Annotated in this window: 17 protein-coding genes; 8 read left to right on the top strand and 9 right to left on the bottom strand. The window is 54.0% G+C overall.

The features are described from left to right. Positions 1-8 precede the first annotated feature (8 nt). The 8 genes from BEI65_RS15315 to BEI65_RS15280 form a co-directional block, all read right to left on the bottom strand. Positions 9-1,643 (bottom strand): hypothetical protein, encoded by a 1,635-nt coding sequence (locus BEI65_RS15315; protein WP_099064067.1) that lies wholly within the window; start codon positions 1,641-1,643, stop codon positions 9-11. Further along, positions 1,633-4,113 carry a CS1-pili formation C-terminal domain-containing protein gene (locus tag BEI65_RS15310; RefSeq protein WP_221344911.1) on the bottom strand — a complete coding sequence of 827 codons (2,481 nt, stop codon included), beginning with the start codon at positions 4,111-4,113 and terminating at the stop codon, positions 1,633-1,635. Before BEI65_RS15310 ends, BEI65_RS15315 begins: the two co-directional genes overlap by 11 nt. A gap of 96 nt (positions 4,114-4,209) precedes the next feature. Beyond that, positions 4,210-4,878, bottom strand: a complete 669-nt coding sequence (locus tag BEI65_RS15305) for a hypothetical protein (protein ID WP_099064065.1) — start codon at positions 4,876-4,878, stop codon at positions 4,210-4,212. 81 nt (positions 4,879-4,959) lie between these two features. Continuing rightward, the gene (locus tag BEI65_RS15300) at positions 4,960-5,547 is read right to left on the bottom strand and encodes a common pilus major fimbrillin subunit EcpA (protein WP_085115879.1); all 588 of its coding nucleotides are present in this window, start codon (positions 5,545-5,547) and stop codon (positions 4,960-4,962) included. A 435-nt stretch (positions 5,548-5,982) separates the two neighbouring features. After that, positions 5,983-6,612, bottom strand: coding sequence for a LuxR C-terminal-related transcriptional regulator (locus BEI65_RS15295; RefSeq protein WP_099064064.1), 630 nt, complete (start codon positions 6,610-6,612; stop codon positions 5,983-5,985). A 198-nt stretch (positions 6,613-6,810) separates the two neighbouring features. Further along, positions 6,811-7,650, bottom strand: a complete 840-nt coding sequence (locus tag BEI65_RS15290) for a winged helix-turn-helix domain-containing protein (protein ID WP_099064063.1) — start codon at positions 7,648-7,650, stop codon at positions 6,811-6,813. Between the two features lie 546 nt (positions 7,651-8,196). Continuing rightward, positions 8,197-9,621: a heavy metal sensor histidine kinase gene (locus BEI65_RS15285; protein WP_099064062.1), complete on the bottom strand. Its 1,425-nt coding sequence runs from the start codon at positions 9,619-9,621 to the stop codon at positions 8,197-8,199. Next, positions 9,618-10,289: a heavy metal response regulator transcription factor gene (locus BEI65_RS15280; RefSeq protein ID WP_099064061.1), complete on the bottom strand. Its 672-nt coding sequence runs from the start codon at positions 10,287-10,289 to the stop codon at positions 9,618-9,620. Before BEI65_RS15280 ends, BEI65_RS15285 begins: the two co-directional genes overlap by 4 nt. 140 nt (positions 10,290-10,429) lie before the next feature. Here BEI65_RS15280 and BEI65_RS15275 point away from each other — a divergent pair, with 140 nt between their 5' ends. The 5 genes from BEI65_RS15275 (at position 10,430) to BEI65_RS26845 (ending at position 13,230) form a co-directional block, all read left to right on the top strand. Beyond that, positions 10,430-11,056 carry a hypothetical protein gene (locus tag BEI65_RS15275; protein ID WP_099064060.1) on the top strand — a complete coding sequence of 209 codons (627 nt, stop codon included), beginning with the start codon at positions 10,430-10,432 and terminating at the stop codon, positions 11,054-11,056. 14 nt (positions 11,057-11,070) lie between these two features. Beyond that, complete coding sequence (locus BEI65_RS15270; RefSeq protein ID WP_099064059.1) at positions 11,071-11,676, top strand: cytochrome b/b6 domain-containing protein; 606 nt, start codon at positions 11,071-11,073, stop codon at positions 11,674-11,676. Beyond that, positions 11,669-12,436 carry a molybdopterin-dependent oxidoreductase gene (locus BEI65_RS15265; RefSeq protein WP_099064058.1) on the top strand — a complete coding sequence of 256 codons (768 nt, stop codon included), beginning with the start codon at positions 11,669-11,671 and terminating at the stop codon, positions 12,434-12,436. Before BEI65_RS15270 ends, BEI65_RS15265 begins: the two co-directional genes overlap by 8 nt. A 124-nt stretch (positions 12,437-12,560) precedes the next feature. Beyond that, entirely contained in the window at positions 12,561-13,046 is a 486-nt protein-coding gene (locus tag BEI65_RS15260; protein ID WP_085115871.1) for a hypothetical protein, read from the top strand. Then, positions 13,030-13,230, top strand: a complete 201-nt coding sequence (locus tag BEI65_RS26845; RefSeq protein WP_129935463.1) for a hypothetical protein — start codon at positions 13,030-13,032, stop codon at positions 13,228-13,230. The genes BEI65_RS15260 and BEI65_RS26845 overlap by 17 nt, the downstream gene beginning before the upstream one ends. A 32-nt stretch (positions 13,231-13,262) precedes the next feature. On the opposite strand, the gene ygbI is transcribed toward BEI65_RS26845, so the two are convergent. Further along, positions 13,263-14,027 carry a DNA-binding transcriptional repressor YgbI gene (ygbI, locus tag BEI65_RS15255; protein WP_099064057.1) on the bottom strand — a complete coding sequence of 255 codons (765 nt, stop codon included), beginning with the start codon at positions 14,025-14,027 and terminating at the stop codon, positions 13,263-13,265. Positions 14,028-14,310: 283 nt separating this feature from the next. Here ygbI and ltnD point away from each other — a divergent pair, with 283 nt between their 5' ends. From ltnD to otnC, 3 genes are read left to right on the top strand one after another with little or no spacing between them, the layout of a single operon-like run. Continuing rightward, positions 14,311-15,225 (top strand): L-threonate dehydrogenase, encoded by a 915-nt coding sequence (gene ltnD, locus BEI65_RS15250; protein ID WP_099064056.1) that lies wholly within the window; start codon positions 14,311-14,313, stop codon positions 15,223-15,225. Then, complete coding sequence (gene otnK, locus BEI65_RS15245) at positions 15,225-16,487, top strand: 3-oxo-tetronate kinase (protein WP_099064055.1); 1,263 nt, start codon at positions 15,225-15,227, stop codon at positions 16,485-16,487. Before ltnD ends, otnK begins: the two co-directional genes overlap by 1 nt. Then, entirely contained in the window at positions 16,484-17,116 is a 633-nt protein-coding gene (gene otnC / locus BEI65_RS15240; protein WP_099064054.1) for a 3-oxo-tetronate 4-phosphate decarboxylase, read from the top strand. The genes otnK and otnC overlap by 4 nt, the downstream gene beginning before the upstream one ends. Positions 17,117-17,119 lie beyond the last annotated feature (3 nt).

Raw genomic sequence — 17,119 nt, 5'->3', positions numbered from 1 at the left:
CGTTTCCTCTAGTTAATATTGCGCCAGGTGGCTTCAACGTGGATCTCCCCGGCGGCACTGACGTCGCCATACCAGCCGTTACCGTCCACCGTTTTAAGCGAGATCGGGTTATTCATCGGAATGCTGAACTTCACCCGGGTTTTGTTTAGCACCCCGACCTCGCCGGAAATATCGTTCCACGGCGTACTGCTCCATAACGCGTTAGTCATGTCATGCCACTGCCCGTCACAGCCGGCGTCATAGCTCTGCTGGCCATTGGTGCTGGTGGTGATACTGAGCGTGGCCGGAAAGGGTACCTGGCTGTGGCTATCCGCCGAGGAAAAAATACAGTAATTAATCCCGTTGATGGCCTGCGTCGGGCCGGTAGCCATCATCCGCACCTGATCGGCGGCGGTCTTGCCGCTGGTGGTGACGATATAGCCAAATTCCAGCGGCGGCTCTGCCGGGCCGACGTAGCCCTCACGGTGCGGCTGATTGTCGTAGTCGTCAGAAATGATGCTGATACTGAAATCACGCGGTTTGATAATCAGCTGGTTGGAGGTGGAAAACTCATACCAACCAGACTCTGGCGAAGTGGTGTTCTGAAAGCGGAAGTTAATCAGGTCACGAGTACCGCTGTCGGAGATGCCCAGCTTCACCATCTGTTTGAAAAAGTTGCTGGCGAAGAACACATAGATCACATTGCTGCTCTTCAGTTGGTTAAAGGTGTAGTAACTGCCGGTACCCGAGGTATTTTTCCAGCTGTTTCCGTCCAGGCTGAACTGCAAATCGGCGGCGTTGGTCGCCGAGGTTAACGCCGCATTGTTGATCGCCGGGAACACATGAATCGAGGTGTTACTGACGCTGCCGTCGGTCTGCAGATCGTAACTGACCATTTTGCAGGTAATGCCGGAGCGCGAACCGATAGTCTGGTTTTTACAGTCGGCATTGCCCTCACCGATGATCGGCACGCCGTCACTGTTAACAAACACTTCCGACACCGCGTTGGTGTTGATAAAGCGCAGATGCGCCGCCTTGCTGTGGGTCACGTTGCGTTTATACCAGCTACCTCTGCTCTGATCCTGACAACGTCCTCCGTTACTGGCATCGTAGACGTCTGCGGTCTGACAGCCATTAATCTGCATGCTGAACGCATCACCGGGCGCCATCTGTTTTAGATACTGATAGAAACTCGGCGACATCATGCCGTGCATCCATTTAGCACCACCCGAGGTCACTACCGCACCATAAAACCCTTTTTCATCGGTGGCCTGCGGCAAAATCAGGCTGGTATCCATATTACAGCCGCCATACCAGTTAATGCAGCGCAGCCCGAGGAACGGGTTCTTGATCGGGGCATTTTCCAGCCACATGTCAAAACGGTTGTTGGCCGACAGGCCGGTGTTGTAACCGTTATCCACATAGCCCAGGCTCTGCTGGTAAATGGTGCCGGAGCCGCCGTATTTCAGCCCGGTCCATTTATTGGCACCGGTCATGCGCGGATCAAGCGCCCCGGACGGGGTGACAAAAAAGTTGTCATCGGCGTTATTCTCGACAAACACGAACTTAACCATCGCGGCATCCGGCCGGTTAGTCACGTTTATCGCTGCCCGCAACGGCAAGGCAGCCAACAGCATCAGCAGCAGCGTAAACTTAGCCTTCATTCGCCATTTCTCCTGCCTGCTGGTTACCCGCATAGGTTTTCAGTCCGGTACAAATCACGTCGCCAACCCATATCGCCCCCTGCGCTTTGCTCAGATCCAGGCCCACTTCGCAGCTCTGGTTACCGCTGTAGGTAAAGTCGATCACCGGGAATTTCTTATCGACGTCCATAATGAATTCACCTTTCTCATCGGTGCGGGTGCGGCCGATATGGTTTTTGATATAGGCATTAGCCAGCAACGTGCCGTCTTCCGCCTTGATGCGGCCAAACACCGTCACCATCTGTTTAATTTCCGGCGTGATCACCGCCACGTTGCCTGGATACAGCGTCAGCTTGCTCTTGCGCCTGGTGACGATGTCGAAGCTTTCCGCCGAGTTTTTATTGTTCATTAACTCAACTTCGTACTGGCCGTAAGGCGACAACGGCACATAGTTTTTATTGCCGGTCAGCTTCACCGTCCGGCCATCAACCCGGGCGGTCAGCATGCCGTCATTTTCGATGCCGGTGTTAAAGATGATGCCCGCATTGCCCTCATTTCTGCCGCTGGCCGCAATATCACGCCCTTGCCAGCCCACGCTGCCGCTGGCGGTCAGGCTGGTGTTAACGTAACCGTCGGCAGAGCTGCTGACGTTGACCGTACCGGCGGAATACTTGGTGTCAAAGCGCGCGTAGGCACCACCATTCATACTGTTGTCGCCGTTGGTGTCACCGGAGATCGCCCGTGACAGGTTGGCGCCAAGGGTACGGATTGGCCCGTCTTGAATATCTTTACGCGCGGCCAGGTTAGCGGTGGTATAGCCGTTCTGGTTTGAAACCCCGGCGCTGAGCCAGTTGCCCATCGGCAGTGAAAAATCGAGTGCGATGTATTTACCGGTATTCGAACTGTAGCCACCGTTGTTGTAGCGCTGAACGCCGGCACGCACGCCAAGCGTGCCAAAACGACCGGTGAAAATATTTTGATAATAATCAGCGTTGTAATAGTGGCTGCTGTTCTTTTTATCGTCGTTGTAACTGAGGCTTAGGCTGCCCAACGGCGACCAAAGCGCGCCAAAATTCATCGTGCCGCCGATGGCGCGGTTGTGCGCATCGTTTTGCAGCAGCTTGTCGCCAATCATCGTTTTTTCCTGGTTGACCCACAGGCTGCTGAAACCGCCGGGCAGCGCAGCACTGACGCTGTTGACCAGGCTCCAGGAATGGTCAGACGCCGCCATGTTCTGCACGTTGAACTGAATGGATTGGGTCAATGGCACGCTGATACGGCTTTCGCCCACCGCGTTGCTGTCAAACGAGTAACCGGAAAGCGCCCAGTTCAGCGTCTGCAGGTTACCGGTGGCCGAAGCGCCGATCAGGTAAGAATCCTTGGCCTGCCGTTGGCGTTGATCATCACCACGCCAGTCGTCCATGCGGATCATCCCGCCCCAAAATTGCCAGGCCAGCGGTGCATTGGCACCGCGGTTGGGGCTAAACAACTTGTTTACCCGCTGCATGCGTTTATCCACCACCCGACCGTTGACCACTACCTCAACCTCAACGTCATAAATGCCGTAGGGCAAGTTGCCGGTATCCACTTCATGGTTGCCCATGGCGAAGTTCTGCACGCTCAGCAGTCGTCCCTCGCGCGACAAATGTACTTCCCCCGCCGAGGGGAAGAACGCCACGATCGGCGTCAGCGATTGGCTGTTATCAAATACGGTCGAGTTGGCGCGGTTGCCGTAAGACAGGCCATAAATTTTGCTGGAGTTGATGGTGGTGACCGGCCCCAGCGACTGCAGATTCCAACTGTCCAGCATGCCGGCGGCAAAGCGACGGCCGGCAAAATCACGTTCGTACATCGCCTTATACAGCGTGGCATTCTCATCGCCGCTGCCGATACCATAGACGGAACCGTTAACTTCCACATGATGCTCACGCAGGGCTGTCACGCTGTTGAGCGACAAATAGCTGGAGGTATTGCCCTCGCTGGCCCGGGTGCGGTTATCGTAAACCCCGAGGTTATAATCCAGCGTGCTGCTGATGGCGTCCACGCTGGAAACGCCGATGTCACTGGAGCGAGCACGCAACAGGGTTCCCATCGCCGCCTCTTTCACCACCAGTTGCAAATTAAGCTGGCGGAAATCCAGCGCCAGCCAGGCGTCATCCGTCAGTGCAATGCGCTGCTGCGGGTCAAAGCCGGCTTCCTGCAGCGCCTGCAATTGCCTGATGGTCTCTGCAGTCAGCGGCGTGCCATCGTCACCGTCTTCCAGCGTAATCTGGCGGATTTTCAGCTGATTGTTATCCAGGTATAAAAAGGCGTGACCAATACGGCGGTCATCTTTTACGCCGCTATTTTTTTCAAAGTGCAGCAGTAATGGAATACTCATGCCTTCGCGCAGCGCCAGGCTGAAGGTCTGTGGGATTAACACACCGTCAATCTGGGTCAGCCCGGCAGCGTTCACCGTCTGGCCCGGTAGCAACACCGCAGGGATCGCCATCACCCCGCTGGCCAGCAGCGTTCTCAACAGCACAGCCTTCACATGCCACTCCTTGCTTTAATGTGGTGCATTCCGTTTCATCGCAGACAACCTGCTCTATTTCACCGGGATAAACTGGTCGCCATGCCATAGCGCCACGCGACCTTTCTTGTCGTTGACGTCCACTTTGCTGAAACCACGTGCCTTGCCCGGCATTACGAAATAGTTTTCCTTGCAGTCATTGCCGTCTTTCTTGCTGCGGCAGTTGCCGTAGGCCACCACCTTGAAAGTGGCGTTGCCGGTGTTTTTGATCTGTCCGTCGGCAAACTGGTAATTGAATTGGTCCTGCCTTGGCGCCACCACTAAAATGGTGCCAATACGCGCAGAGGTGGTCGCAACAGCATTGCGCCTGGCCGAGTTTTGCCCTACGTCGCTCAGCGCCTGATCGAACCAGACGATGCGGTAATAGCGCTCCTGGCCGTCAGCGGGACCTTTGTAATAAAAGCGGATCACATCGCTGGCGTTGGCTGGCAATATCAGGCTGGCCGGTGACAGCAACATTTCGTCCTTGCTGCCCATCGGCACCACGGCTCCGGATTCCAGTGGGCTGGAGATACGCTCGATTTTGATGTTCACCAGGCGGCCACTGTCGGTGGTGTTCTTGATCTCTTTACTCAGACGCGCGCTATCGCTGTACATGAATGAACTGATCTCACCGACATCCAGCGCGAAAACAGGGTGAGACAGCGATAACAGCAGGAGAGCGGCGAGAGAGATGTGTTTCATGGTGGCATTCCAATGACGAGCTTCTGTGGCGATAAACAACAGGGAGTTGCCCCCCTGTTTTATAGCGGTGAACCTGGGAAGTTACGCGGTCCAGGTGGCGTTGAATTCAACGCTCACATCGCCGCTCCAGATCCCTTCAGGCAAGGTGCTGAAATCCGTCACGGCGGTAGTGCCGTCAGAGGTGGCACCAATGATGGTGAAGGTGAACTGATCTTGTGCGCTGGTGCGAACAGCCTGGTTATAAGCGTTGGACAGCGCGCTCAGGTTGCCGCCCAGAATACCGGCAGAGGTATCGATCATGGTGGTTTCAGCGGTTTTCTCTACGGCTTCACCGTTGTAGTTCACACCTACGTTCAGGGTGGAACCTGAGGTGTCGAGCTGAGTCAGGGTGTTGGAAACCAGTTTGGAAGTCAGTTTGAATGCGGTCGCGGTAGCATCCCCTTCCACGGTCACGTCAAACAGACCTTTCTGGCTGTTAAAACCCTTGATGCCTTCCGCATAGTTGAAGGACAGGCTGCCAATAGGGGTAACAACCAGCTTGCTGGTGGTGTCTTTCTTCGCAGTAGCAGACCAGGTGGCCAACGCCTGAGCGGTGACGTCGGCGGCTTGTGCAGTGCTGACCGCAGCGAAGGCTGAAATGATTGCCAGAGCCAGTGTAATTTTCTTCATGGTAAAACTCCCTTCAACTTTGAATATGATTGTGCGTCCATTAGCGTGACCTGCTTTAGCCAGTCTGCTTGACGAGATGAAGAGTAACCGCATTAGATCAAAAAAGAATCATTAACTGTCAATTGATAAATATTTAGTTTTAAATTCTGATATTAATATTTATAAAACCAATTTTAAGGTTAAAATCCCAAACAGCATCGTCTCTAAGGACAAAAAACTTATTATTTTACGGACAAATAAAGCGGCCGTAACTGTATATAAAACACTCAGTTACGCCAAATCAAAATACGACCTTCCTGATTGTTTTTGTAGGATGTTTAATTTGATTTAAATCAATTCTGCCGGAATGAGGCGCCCGGCATAAATAAAAGATCTGAGGAGAAGGGGAATACGTCGCCGACTGCCCCGGAGCCAAGACAGACCGACGACTTACTTTCAGACTGGGTGCTGGAGGCGAAAAGCCAGAATCAAACGCATAAACCCCACCTGATTAAGGCCAAGTTTGCGCATGATATTCAACTTATGGGTACTCACCGTTTTATAACTGCGATGCGTGACACGGGCAATGCGTTGCGGATTGGTATCGGTAATCATCATCGCCAATATGCGCCATTCACTGCGGGAAAGAGGCTCTACGGGTTGAGTCAATGCCGTCTGAATACCCGGACTGCGATACCCCACCCCCGTATCGGCAGCGGCAAAGGCCTCGAACAAACAATCCAGCGGATCTTCTTTTGCCACCAGGGATAAATGCGCCTCCGCCGCCAGCATCGCCAATATGCTGGCGTTGGTGATTTCAGTAAATATGATCAGCGGCGTCTTCGGCCAGAAATCGTTAATGGTCAGAATGAAGCGTAATACATCATACAAATTCTCACTTTCATTATATAACTCCATAATGAGGATTTGTTTCTCATTCTCCTTCAGCACAGCGTCTATTTCCCTGATACTGTGGGCAAATTGATAGTGTGTGGGCTCAGGGTCAATAAGCGCCCGTAATCCTTTTCTCACCCAGGGATTGGGTTCATAAAAAAGAATAGTCTCCCTGATAGGGGTATTCGTCATAATCTATTACCGAAAAGTAGGTATAAAAATAGCGATCAAGGCGGAAATGTCGAGCATCACAGGTTGGCAAAGTATAAATGTTGCGCCATAAAAATGCTGCATTAATAGCCAGGCAGTGAAAGTTAAGTGGTTAATATCAAGGTGATAATATTGGCGGCATATTCCTTTCCCCCGGGGTGGTGTTCATCCTGACACCGATTAATTGATAATTGCTGCTTTGTCGCTTTCAAGACCAGAACAAATTTCGACCCTGTGCTCACGCAAAATGCGACAACGCAGGAAAAATAGCCGGGAAATGCCGGAAATGTACGAGCGCACCTGGTTGCTGCGTACCACCAACAAAAACTCATCACCGCTGCACTCTGCTGTCTGCGGAGCGGCATAGGCCAGAATGTCACGGCTCAGACCGGCACTGGCGGCGGCCGCAGCGCCGGGCATAGACATGAAAACCTTGCAGCTGTTGGCCTTACCCAGATAAATTTCCTGCCGGGAAACCGATCCGGTGAGATAGCTGCTAATGGCCACCACCAACATAATCACCCCCAGCGCGACTACGCTGGCTATCGCCCACCAACGCCGGGAATAGCCGGCGTAGACCATCCCGGTGACTGGCGGCTCTGCGGGCGATGAGGCTATTTCAGGTTGATCTGAGGCTCGCGGAACCACGGGTATGTCTTCGTCCGTGAAGCTGTCCTGCGAACCGTCACAGGATTCCACCTCTATTTCATAGCGCAGCATAAAACCGACTTTGGGAACGGTAGCGATTACCTCTTCCTCAATGCCCAGATTTTTAATTACCCGACGCAGTTTGCTCACACACTGGTTAAGATTATTGTTGCCTGAAACCATGCCATAATCATCCCAAACCTTCTTGAATATCACTTCCCTGCAAACGGCCTCACCATGATGGGTAATCAATAGCAGCAGTAATCGTTTTGAAGGATTGGAAATAGAGATGGGGTCATCAGAGAACTCCGTCTGGCTCAGGGTACCCGTATCCACATCAAAAATAATGTGGTCGTTTAATCTATATTTCATTTTTTAAAGGTCACTCTAGTGATTATTTATCGCCGGCGTTAAATGTTAATGGGATATTAAGCAATATTTAATCAGGTTAATTGGTCAATCTCAGCTAGCAATCGAAATGAAAATCAATTAACGCCACAGAATGGATGTCTCTTTCCTTACTATTTTAGATATAAGATTTTTCTCATAAACCATAACCAAAGATTATACAAACATCACAACCATTGATATATTTATATGTAAAGGTTCTTAAAGTTAGTGTTTTGTTTTGTAAATTACCGCCTTTAAGCTAAAAATCCTTTCCGTTCATTTATTGCAAGCATTTTTAATGAATAAATAATATTGCATAAATTTTAACAGTGTTATTTTTAACCAGAAATCAAAGGGTAAAGCGCAAAATTGACGTAATCATCAGCAGAGTTAATCACTTGATACGGGGGTTATAGAGGCAATAAGGAAGGAAATGAAAGTAAAATGTTACGAATAACATTTACGTCAATAATACCCTATGTCACTATATTATTGACGTAAAAAATAGCCTTAAACAGCGTAATTAAATTAATCCGCAGCGGGAAAGGTCAGGCTGAAGGTGATCCGGACAGCATGATTCCCTGCGGAACAGTGAGCACTACTCACACCACCATGCAGCGTCATAATCGCACGGACGATCGCCAACCCCAGACCGCTGGCATGGCTGCCGGCACTGCGGGCAGCGTCGACCCGGTAAAAACGGTCGAACAACTTGTCCAGATGCGCCGGGGCAATCGGCGGTCCCTGATTAACCACCTGTATCACCGTCTCCCCCGTCGGCTGGCTAAGCACCTGCAACTGTATCTGGCTATTTTCATCGGCATAACGCACCGCATTAGCAACCAAATTGCTCAATGCACGCTGGAACAGCATCGCATCCGCCAACAGTTGCCCTTCCCCCTGGCAAACCAGTGTCATACCGCGCTCTTCTGCCAGACCTTCGAAATAGTCCGCCACTCGCTGCAGCTCTTGCGCCACATCAAGCCGGCTGGCGTTCAGCACGGCTTGCCCTTCTCCCGCACGCGCCAGGAACAGAATGTTTTCCACCATGCGTGAAATGCGCTCCAGCTCCTCCATATTGTTCGACAGCAGGGTTTCATACTCCTCCACGCTGCGCGACTGATAGAGAGCCACCTGGCATTGCCCCATTAGCGCGCCCACCGGAGTGCGGATCTCATGCGCCAAATCGGCGGAAAACTGTGTCAGACGCTGGTAGCCATCGTTCAGACGATCGAGCATGGCATTAAATGAACGAGTCAGTTGCTGTAGCTCCTTCGGCGCGCCCTGCTCACTCAGGCGAGTCGACAGCGTATTCGGCGTGATCACCGCCGCCTGCGCCGCCATACGCCATAATGGCTGCAGCCCACGACGCATCACCCAATACCCCAGCAAGGCGATCAGGACAAACGCCACCACCACCGCGGCCACAATTCGCCAAAGATAACGCGCCAACATCTTCTGTTCATTGACCATCACATGGGCCGCCGAGATCTGCAGCAGGTTGCCGTCCTGTAGCCTGACCAACGCCGAGACGGCACGCAAGGGCACGCCTTGCTCTGTCAGCCCACCCTGTACCGCAGTCAACCGCTGCGGTGTGCCCACCGGCGTCGGGGTCATTGGCGGCAGGGTCAATCGGGACGGGTTAACGTTGATTAACGGCTTTTGACCAAGTTGCTGAAAAATAAGGACATCCTGTTCATTGCCCAGCATATTTTCGAACAGGCCGGTGTTCGCCGTCAGCCGGTCGAGCGGAAAACGCTGGCTCAATAAATGGCGGAAATACTCCACGCGGCCGGTGACCTGCAAATCGCTGCGGATAGTCATCTCCTGACGCATGGCTCCGTACAGGTATCCTCCCGCACCGCTGACCACCAGTGCCGCCACCAGCGCAAACAGCATGGCACTGCGCAGTGTCAACGACAGCGCACGCCAGCGTTGAGCCAGGGCCTTCATGAGCGCGGCTCGCAAACGTAGCCGATACCGCGCACGCTGTGGATCAGCTTGACGTCAAAGGGTCGGTCAATCTTGGCGCGTAGCCGCTTGATCGCCACATCCACCACGTTGGTATCGCTGTCAAAGTTCATGTCCCAGACCTGCGAGGCGATCATGGTGCGAGACAATACCTCCCCTTCCCGACGAACCAACAGATGTAACAACATGAATTCTTTGTTGGTCAGCGAGATCACCTGTTCCTGCCGTACCGCTTTGCGGCGCAGGACGTCAAGTTGCAGATCGGCAATCGCATAGTGGTCGGCCTCACGCACCGTGCCACGCCGCAGCAGCGTGCGCAGTCGCAACACCAGTTCGGTGAAGGAAAACGGTTTAATCAGATAATCATCGGCCCCGAGCTCCAGCCCATGAATACGATCCTGTACCCCGTCGCGGGCGGTCAGAAACAAAATAGGCACGTCGCTTTTCTTGCGCAGTACCTCAATGATCTGCCAACCATCCAACCCCGGCAGCATCACGTCGAGCACGATGGCATCGTAGCCCTGCTCCAGCGCCAGGAACAGGCCGTCGGTGCCGTTACGCGCCAAATCGACGCTGTACCCGGCTTCCCCCAGCCCTTTCTTCAGGTAATCACCCGTGCTGATGTCGTCTTCAACTACCAATATCCGCATTGTCGCCACCTCATTACACCTGCGGAAATACTAGCAGTTTCGGCGGACATGCTTGATGACATTAATGTCATTAAACGGACATGGTGCTGTCCCTATTGTTCAACCATGCTTAACCGGCAACCTAAACAAAGGAGAACATTATGATTACCCGTCATCGTTTTGCCGGTTTACTGCTGTCCACCCTGATGCTGTGCAGCGGAGCCGCCGCTGCGGCTCAAACGCCAGGAAAAGTGATTGCTCCCCTGCGCGGCACTATCGATCAGGTGACCGACAGCAGCCTGCAGGTCACTGACCGCAAAGGGGAAAAGATCAGCGTAAAACTCAACGACCAGACCAAGGTGCTGAGCGTTTCGAAAGGCACGCTGGATGACATCAAACCGGACAGCTTTATCGGCACCGCCGCGGTACCGCAAGCGGACGGCAGCCTGAAGGCGCTGGAAGTCCACGTGTTCGCCGCCAGCCTGCGCGGCACCGGTGAAGGCCATTCGGCCTGGGAATCTGCCGACGGCAAGGTGGATACCATGACCAACGGCACCGTCGGCAAACTGGTTAAATCCAACGGCCGTACCCTGACCGTGACCTACGGTAACCAGCAGAAAACCGTCAACGTGCCGGAAGATGTGCCGATCGTCACGCTCGATCCCGGCGATCGCAGCCTGCTGAAACCTGGCGTGCACATCGTGTTGTTCTCCGCGACTGACGACAAGGGCGAACGCGTAGCCACCCGCATTTCTGCCGGTAAAAACGGCACCGTTCCGCCAATGTAATTCGGGAGTTCGTGATGAAAACCAACGCGCCACGACCGGTGCATCGCTGGCCGGTCCGTATCACCCATTGGATTAACCTGTTCGCCATGGTTTGTATGTTTATGAGCGGCTGGGAAATCTATAACGCCTCACCGCTGTTCGGCTTTCGCTTTCCGCCGCAGGTTACGCTCGGCGGTTGGTTGGGCGGCGCGATTGGTTGGCATCTGGCAGTAATGTGGCTGCTGGCAGGCAATGCACTGTGCTATCTGCTGTGGAGCCTGTTCAGCGGCCATTTCCGACGCGACCTGCTGCCGCTCACTGCAGGCAGCTTAGGACGAGATATCTGGCAGGCGCTCACGCTGCGGCTAAAACATCAGCACGACCGCTATAACGCGATTCAAAAGCTGATGTACCTCGGCGTGCTAGCTTTGGGCCTGCTGTTGGTGCTCTCCGGGCTGGCGATCTGGAAGCCGGTGCAACTGCAAGGGCTGGTGAGCCTGTTCGGCGGCTTTGACACCGCGCGTTACGTTCACTTTTTCGCTATGTCCGGCATTGGCTTGTTTGTGGTGATCCACCTGCTGATGGTGATTATCGTGCCGCGCACGCTATGGGCAATGATTACGGGTGGCAAACATGAATGACAAAAAACAGCGCCCTGCGGCACCGACGCTGGAGCCGGCGCAAAAGAAACAGCTGGTCAATTTACAACGCCGCCTGATGCTGCGATCCGGCCTGACGCTGGGCGGTATCGCCATGCTGAGCGGCTGTAACCTGCAGGACGGGGATCAGGTGGATAAAGTACTGTGGGCCATGTCGCGCTGGAACGATCGGGTGCAAGCCTGGCTGTTCAACGGTCAAAAGCTGGCACAGACCTATCGCCCGGAGCAGATCACCCATCCGTTCCCGTTCAATGCGTTTTACCCCGAGTACAACGTGCCGGAAGTGGATCTCGCCAGCTATCGGCTGGAAGTCTCTGGCAAAGTTGAAAAAAAGGCACCCTGGACGCTGGAACAGCTGCAACGCCTGCCGCAGGAAAGCCAGATAACCCGCTTGATCTGTATCGAAGGCTGGAGCGCCATCGGCCAGTGGGGCGGCGTGCCGCTGCGCAACTTCCTGCAGCATGTCGGGGCAGATCTGAACGCCCGCTATGTCGGTTTCAAATGTGCGGACCGCTATTACTCCAGCATCGATATGGCCACCGCGCTGCATCCGCAGACGATTCTGGCGCTGGATTTCGGCGGCAAAGCGCTGCCGGCGGATTACGGCTACCCACTGCGGCTACGGGTGCCGACCAAACTGGGGTTCAAGAATGCCAAACATATCGCCGCCATTTTTGTCAGCGATACCAACCCCGGTGGCTACTGGGAAGACCAGGGCTATAACTGGTTCAGCGGCATTTAGTTTTTTGCGCAACACTGCGCAGAATTCCCGCTGACGGCTAGTACATGTATTCCGACGTTGTTAATAATTCATCACTAAAAAGGAAGGTAACTATTGGAAAAGTAATAATAAAAAGGATTTTATCATGGAGATTGATGTTACTGAACGTTATTCGCTACGGGCGGGTGAATTCAGATATCAGATAACAGTAAGCAAAAGTGACGAAAAAACTGCTGAATATTACCTTGATTTCAAAAATATCACTCAAGAAATGCGGGCATGGTTTACGCATGTTTATACCGACCCTGACTTTTTAGATAACGCTTATGCCATAGAGTTTTATGACGTCAAAGCACTGAATCTTGCCATCAGGCAAGGACGCTCTGCATTCGATACCTATACCCCCATGGGGTATACATTTTCCGAACGTGAGCGCCTGTTCGTCGAGGGAATAGGTAAAACTATTACCGACTTCGTTACCCAATATCAGGCAAAGCTCGTTTTTAGCGTACCTTTAAGACCCGCCTTGGCCAAAATCTATGATTCACTCTTGAAAAAACATGCTCAGAGAGTACAGTATTTGTACAAAATGGAATTCATAAAGGACGGTTTATATGTCATCGAAATCTAACGTCTTAGATCAATCTCAGGAGCAGAGCTCGGACTTTCTGAGTATTAAAGAACAGCGCCTGCAGGCCATACAAGCTTTCCATGATGCCTGGTGGGAACAAAGGTGTCAGGAATGGCGTGAACGAGGTTGTCTCGGTACGCCGGGGCGGGTCATCAGCCGCTACCGTTCCAACGATACGCCATAACCCCCATCTGGGGGTTTTCTGTTTTTAGCCTCTCATTCCCCGGTCGTCATCAGCATGATATCTGCCTGCGAGATCGCCTCGCGCGCGGCGGCGGGCAGATTGTCATCGGTAATAATCGCGTCAAATACCGTTATCGGCAGCGCCAAATAGGTAGCGATTTTACCGTATTTAGAGGTGTCGCTGAGCAAGATGCAGCGGCGGCTGGCGTCGACAATGGCTTTCTTCACCATCACCTTGTCTTCGTTCGGCGTCGACAACCCGCGCATGCCCCATGACGAAGCGGAAATAAATGCCAGATCGATAAACAACCCACGCAACGCCTGCGCTGCGGCTTCACCCACGCATGAACGATTCTCACGGCAGACGGTACCGCCGGTGTGAATGATTTTGCACTGGCTGTGTTCAATCAGGTAACCGGCAATCACGAAATCATTGGTGACCACCGTCAGATCGTCGCGATCGCTGATATGCTTGGCCAGCGCCAGCGTAGTGGTGCCCGCATCCAGATAGACACAGCTGTCAGGAGGGATCTGCCGGGCCGCCAACTGGCCAATGGCCGCTTTCTGCTGGCTGTACATCCCTTCCTTATCCTGATGAGAAGGCTCGATCGCCACCCGTTCTGCCGACTGCACGCCGCCCGACACCGCCAGTACCGCCCCCTGCTCTTCGAGCTTTTGCAGATCGCGGCGGATAGTCATGTGCGACACCCCCAGCCGTTCGGTCAATTCAGCAATGCTGACCACCCCACGTTCTGATACCAGCGCTAAAATTTGCTGATGGCGTTCTACAGGTATCACGGTTCCCTCTCTTTACCGCAGTGATAATAATTGTGATTTTACGTCAATTTTCGTTCGATAACAGTCCCCTTTATTCAGGTCGTGAGGTGGGTCATGGTATCAACACATTATTTTAAATAGTTTTAAAACAGGGAGATAAGCCAATTTCTAGCTCTTTTATCTGATATAAGCCTGAAACAACAACTGTTAATAATTGTGATGCCGATCGCTGACTTCGGACCAACAAGCGCTTACATTTAACACAACAAAACAAATTATCACTAAAATTAACACGAGGTGCCGCATGACACAGCCAGGGGATTTTGCAGTTTGCATCGTAGGACTAGGTTCGATGGGCATGGGGGCAGCGAAGTCGTGCATTAATGCCGGACTGACCACTTACGGCGTCGATCTTAATCCGCAGGCGCTGGCCACCTTGCAACAGGCCGGAGCAAAACAAGCGGCCACCCGTGCAGACGACTTCGCTGCCGAACTCGATGCCTTGTTACTGCTGGTGGTCAACGCCGCACAGGTGAAACAGATCCTGTTTGGTGAGAACGGCCTGGCAGCGAAGCTGAAGCCAAACACGCCGGTGATGGTGTCTTCCACCATTTCCGCCGCCGATGCCAAACAGATTGAACAACAGTTACTGGCGCTGGGGCTGAACATGTTGGACGCCCCGGTTTCCGGTGGCGCCGCCAAGGCCGCAGAAGGCCAGATGACGGTGATGGCCTCCGGCGCTGAGTCTACTTTCGGCCAGTTGCAGCCGGTACTGGACGCCATTGCCGGCAAGGTCTATCGCATTGGCGAAGAGATTGGCCTGGGGGCCACGGTGAAAATCATCCACCAATTGCTGGCCGGGGTGCATATCGCCGCCGGGGCCGAGGCCATGGCGCTGGCCGCCCGCGCCGGTATCCCGCTGGACGTGATGTACGATGTGGTCACCCACGCCGCCGGTAACTCATGGATGTTCGAGAACCGCATGCGCCACGTGGTCGACGGGGACTATGCGCCTAAATCGGCGGTTGATATCTTCGTGAAGGATCTGGGGCTGGTAGCGGATACCGCCAAAGCGCTGCATTTCCCGCTGCCGCTGGCTTCTACCGCTTTCAATATGTTTACCGCCGCCAGCAACGCCGGTTTCGGTAAAGAAGACGACAGCGCGGTGATCAAGATCTTCGCCGGTATCGACCTGCCGCAAAAGAAGGAGAACGCATAATGCTGCTCGGCGTTATTGCAGATGATTTTACCGGGGCCACCGACATTGCCAGCTTTTTGGTGGAAAACGGGCTGTCGACGGTACAGTTGAACGGCGTGCCGCAGGATGAACTACCGCTCGAAGCGCAGGCGGTGGTCATCAGCCTGAAGTCACGCTCCTGCCCGGCGGCACAGGCGGTTGAACAGTCGTTACAAGCGCTGGCCTGGCTGCAACGCCAGGGCTGTCGGCAATTTTACTTCAAGTATTGTTCGACCTTCGACAGCACCGCGCAGGGCAATATCGGCCCGGTGACCGATGCGTTACTTGATGCATTGGGCGAAAGCCAAACGGTGATCTCTCCGGCACTGCCGGTCAACGGCCGCACCGTGTATCAGGGCTATCTGTTCGTATTGGATCAGTTGTTGTCAGAATCCGGTATGCGCAACCACCCGGTGACACCAATGACCGACAGTAACCTGCTGCGGCTGATGGAAGCGCAGGCTCAGGGACGCTGCGGACTGGTGACGGCAACAGAAATGGATCGAGGTGTCGAAACGGTGGCCGAAAAGCTGCGGCAGTTGGCGCAACAAGGCATAAGGTACGCCGTGCTGGATACGCTGAATGAACAGCATTTGCTGACTCAGGGTGCAGCACTAAAAAATATGAAGCTGGTGACCGGGGGCTCCGGTCTGGCGATCGGCCTGGCTCGTCAATGGGCACAACCGGGGCAAGGCAGCCCACAGGCGGCCGGGGCACCACAGGGGGAAAAGGCAGTGGTGTTGTCCGGCTCCTGCTCCATCATGACCAATCAACAGGTGACGCGATACCGTCAGCAGGCGGCTGCCAAAGCTATCGACGTGGCCCGTTGCCTTAACGATGACGACCGCGCGGCTTACGTCACCGAACTGACCGACTGGGTGCAACAGCAGGCTAACGGCCCACTGGCTCCATTGCTGTACGCCACCGCCGAGCCGGAAAAATTGCGACAGGTGCAACAGCAATACGGTATGGCCGCTGCCAGCCAGGCGGTAGAATCGCTGTTCGCCGGGGTGGTTGAACAGCTCCGGCAGCAAGGTTTCAATCGTTTTATCGTTGCCGGCGGCGAGACCTCTGGCGTAGTGACTCAGGCACTGGGCATTCGCGGTTTCCACATTGGTCCCTGCATTTCTCCCGGCGTGCCCTGGGTGCGGGCCATCGATCAACCGGTTTCACTGGCCCTCAAATCGGGCAACTTTGGCGATGAGAACTTTTTCGCCCGGGCACAAACGGAGTTCCCCCTATGACACTGACCACAGAACAGCAGGCACGTGAGGAAATGGTGCGCCTGGGGGCCTCGTTCTTCCAGCGCGGTTACGCCACCGGTTCTGCCGGCAATCTTTCGCTGTTGTTGGCGGACGGCACGTTACTGGCCACCCCCACCGGTTCCTGTCTGGGTGAACTGCAGGCCGATCGACTGTCGAAGGTCAGCCTGAGCGGCGAATGGTTGTCCGGGGATAAACCGTCAAAAGAGATCAGCTTCCACCGGGCGCTGTATCTGAATAACCCGGAGTGCAAAGCCGTGGTGCACCTGCATTGTACTTATCTTACCGCCCTGTCCTGCCTGCAAGGGCTGGATGTGAAGAACGCCATCAAACCCTTCACCCCTTATGTGGTGATGCGGGTCGGCAAGGTGCCGGTAGTGCCTTACTACCGGCCCGGCGACCTGCGGCTGGCGGAGGATCTGGCCAAACTGGCACCGACCCACCGCGCTTTCTTACTGGCCAATCACGGCCCGGTCGTCACGGGTAAGGATCTGCGAGCGGCGGCAGACAACACTGAAGAGATGGAAGATGCGGCGAAGCTGATTTTCACCCTCGGCGAGCGCCCAATTCGTTATTTGACTGATGATGAGATTGCCGAGCTACGGAGCTGAATC

Origin of the sequence: Serratia sp. BW106, from assembly GCF_002607755.1 — a bacterium.
GTDB lineage: Bacteria > Pseudomonadota > Gammaproteobacteria > Enterobacterales > Enterobacteriaceae > Serratia > Serratia proteamaculans.
The sequence above is the reverse complement of the archived record's forward strand: the minus strand, read 5'-3'. Positions and strand labels throughout refer to the sequence as shown.